The organism is Arthrobacter sp. Y3223151 (genome assembly GCF_059091125.1).
In genome coordinates this window covers 1-3,184 of record NZ_JBNHGI010000028.1, presented here as the reverse complement: position 1 = coordinate 3,184, position 3,184 = coordinate 1, and the positions used below count along the sequence as shown (strand labels likewise).

The following is a 3,184-nucleotide window of genomic DNA, read 5'->3' as shown; positions in this document are numbered from 1 at the left end:
ACATTGCGACAGCCGTCGCGAAGAAGGCGGCGAGAGGAGATGTCAGTGAAGATCATCGTGCTGGTGAAGGAGGTCCCCGACACTTACGGGGATCGCAAGCTGGACCTCGAGACCGGGCTCGCGGATCGCGGGGCGGGCGAGGTCGTGCTCGACGAGATCGCAGAACGCTCGCTTGAGGTGGCGCTCTCATTCGCGGACAGGAATCCCGGCACCGAGGTTGTGGTGCTGTCGATGGCGCCGGAGAGCGCCGCAGCGACGTTGCGCAAGGGCCTGGCCATGGGAGCGACATCGGCTGTGCAGGTGGCCGACGGGGCACTGCGCGGGGCTGACCTCGGGTTGACCGCAGAGGTGCTCGCCGCCGCGATCCGGCGCACCGGGTTCGACCTTGTGATCGCGGGCAACATGTCAACCGATGGCAGCGGCGGCGTGCTGCCGGCGATGGTCGCCGAATTCCTCGGTGTGCCGCACGCTACGTCGCTGGCCTCGATCGAGATCGCCGCGGACGCCGTCACCGGCGTCCGCGCAGCGGAGAACGGCAGGATGCAGGTGAGAGCTTCGCTGCCTGCGGTGGTGTCTATCACCGAGGCACTGCCGGATGCGCGGTTCCCGAATTTCAAGGGGATCATGGCGGCGAAGAAGAAGCCGTTGGAGATTCTGTCCCTGGCAGAGCTGGCTGTGGATCCCGATGCCCCGGAGTTTGCGCGCTCGATCGTGATTGCGATCGCGCAGAAGCCTGCCCGCGACGCGGGCGTGAAGATAGTCGACGAGGGCGATGCGGGCGACAAGCTCGCCGACTTCCTCCTGCAGAACCGACTGGTGTAAGGAGCACAACCATGGCTGAATACGAAGCGGATTCCATCCTTGTCCTTGTCGAGTCCACGCCCTCGGGCGCACTCGCGGGCAGCGCGGCAGGCCTGCTGGGCGCCGCGGCCCAGATAGGCACACCCGTCGCGCTGGTGGTGACCGCACCCGGCGCGGGTGCCGCGGCGGCGGATGCCGCCGGCGCGCTGGGCGCCGCGAACGTGATCGTGGCCGAGACGGCGGATCCGGGCCTGCTGACCATGCCGGAGGTTGATGCGCTGGCCGCCGCCGCCGAGACTGTGCGCCCCGACGCGGTGCTGATCTCGAACTCGATCGCGGGCCGGGATGCCGCGGGCGTCTTCGCTGCCCGCACCCGCTCCGGCTTGGCGGTCGATGCGATCGGCATCTCGCGGGATGCAGAAGGCATCGTCGCCCACCACTCGGTCTACGGCGGCGCCTACAACGTCGACTCCGCAGTGACCTGGGGTGCACCGGTGATCACGGTGCGACAAGGCTCCATCGACGCGCGCGCCGAGGCGCGCGTGCCCGCTGTCACGATACTGCCGGTGAGCGCATCGGCCACGCCTGCGGCATCCATCGTGTCGTTCGACGAGGTCGTCCAGGCATCGGACCGTCCCGAGCTGCGCGGAGCGGCGAAGGTCGTCTCCGGCGGGCGCGGCCTGGGCTCGGAGGAGAAGTTCGTGCTCGTCGAGCAGCTCGCCGACACCCTCGGCGCGGCCGTGGGCGCGTCCCGTGCCGCGGTCGATGCCGGGTACATCCCCCAATCGCATCAGGTCGGTCAGACCGGCGTTTCCGTGGCACCGCAGCTGTATGTGGCGCTCGGGATCTCCGGGGCGATCCAGCACCGTGCGGGCATGCAGACGGCGAAGACCATCGTCGCGATCAACAAGGACGCGGATGCCCCGATCTTCGAGATCGCGGACTTCGGCGTCGTCGGCGACCTGTTCACGGTTGTGCCGCAGCTGATCGCCGCCCTCGACGCGAAGAAGGTGTAACCGGCATGGCCGAAGGCATCCGCAGGGGTCTGCCCCGGGTCGCAGGCGGCGAGGGCGCCGTCGACCCGGAAGGCCCGGCCGTGGGCGGCCGCCATGCGTCCGCGGCCCCGGCTCAGCCGGCCCGCCGCCAGGGCCTGCCGCCAACGACCGTCGAAGCCGATGCCGCGCAACCGGCGGCATCCGTCGACGCGGTGCCGGCGCATGAGAGCGTGTCCCCGCCGGCGACCGGAGCTCCTGCCTCCGCAAGATCCGGGCGGCAGGGGTTGGCACGCAAGCCCTCCCCCGTGCCCTCCGAGGCTCCGGCCGAAACGGCTGCCGCCGCGGCGTCCCCGCCGGCCGCCCCGCTGACCGGCCCGACCGCACCGGCCCGCCCCCGACCGGCGCCGGTGCCCGCACCGGAGCCCGGGCGGTTCGGCTCCTGCACCCGCAAACAGCTGCTGGGATCCGCGGTCATCGGCGGGTTCGCCTTGCTGGGGGCAGCTACGGTCGTGGTGGCCGCCGCGGTATGGTTCCGGAACCTTCCGTTCATGCAGGACTTCCTCACCGCCTATCCCGGTGAATACCACCTGCCCGAGGGCGCGGACCCGGGATTCCCGGCCTGGGTGCAGTGGCAGCACTTCTTCAACGTGTTCCTGATGGTGCTGATCATCCGTTCCGGGCTGCAGGTGCGCACCGAGAAACGGCCGGGCGCGTACTGGACGCCCAAGTGGTCCAAGGACGGCAACGGCAAGATCAGCCTGGCACTGTGGCTCCACCAGGGGCTGGATATCCTGTGGCTCCTCAACGGCGCGGTGTTCGTGGTGCTGCTGTTCGCCACCGGACACTGGATGCGGATCGTGCCCACCAGCTGGGAGGTATTCCCGAATGCGCTCTCGGCGCTGCTGCAGTACGCGTCGCTGGACTGGCCGACCGAGAACGGCTGGGTGAACTACAACAGCCTGCAGCAGCTGATGTACTTCCTCACCGTCTTTATCGCCGCGCCGCTGGCGGCCATCACCGGGGTGCGGATGTCTGGACTGTGGCCGAAGAACGCCAAGACGCTGAGCAAGGTCTACCCGGTCGAGTGGGCGCGGGCGGTCCACTTCCCGGTGATGCTGTACTTCACCGCGTTCATCATCGTGCACGTCGCCCTCGTGTTCGCGACCGGGGCGCTGCGGAACCTGAACCACATGTACGGCGGAGCCGACGTCGTGAACTGGGCCGGATTCTGGATCTTCTTCGTCTCGCTGCTCATCATCATCGGCGGCTGGCTCGCCGCCCGACCCTTGATACTCGCCCCGATCGCGAAACTCTCCGGCAAGGTCACAGCACGCTGATCACCCCCCTCAAACCGCCGCCACAACCCGAGAAAACGTCAGCGCCTTCGC

Annotated in this window: 3 protein-coding genes; all 3 read left to right on the top strand. The window is 69.1% G+C overall.

The window, feature by feature from the left end; translation table 11 throughout:
- The first annotated feature begins 45 nt into the window (after positions 1-45).
- From AC5RUP_RS17190 to AC5RUP_RS17180, 3 genes are read left to right on the top strand one after another with little or no spacing between them, the layout of a single operon-like run.
- Positions 46-822: an electron transfer flavoprotein subunit beta/FixA family protein gene (locus tag AC5RUP_RS17190; protein ID WP_494155307.1), complete on the top strand. Its 777-nt coding sequence runs from the start codon at positions 46-48 to the stop codon at positions 820-822.
- Between the two features lie 11 nt (positions 823-833).
- A complete protein-coding gene (locus AC5RUP_RS17185) occupies positions 834-1,817 on the top strand; it encodes an electron transfer flavoprotein subunit alpha/FixB family protein (protein WP_494158794.1) in 984 nt (327 codons plus the stop codon).
- A 5-nt stretch (positions 1,818-1,822) separates the two neighbouring features.
- Complete coding sequence (locus AC5RUP_RS17180; RefSeq protein WP_494158793.1) at positions 1,823-3,133, top strand: cytochrome b/b6 domain-containing protein; 1,311 nt, start codon at positions 1,823-1,825, stop codon at positions 3,131-3,133.
- The last annotated feature ends 51 nt before the right edge of the window (positions 3,134-3,184 follow it).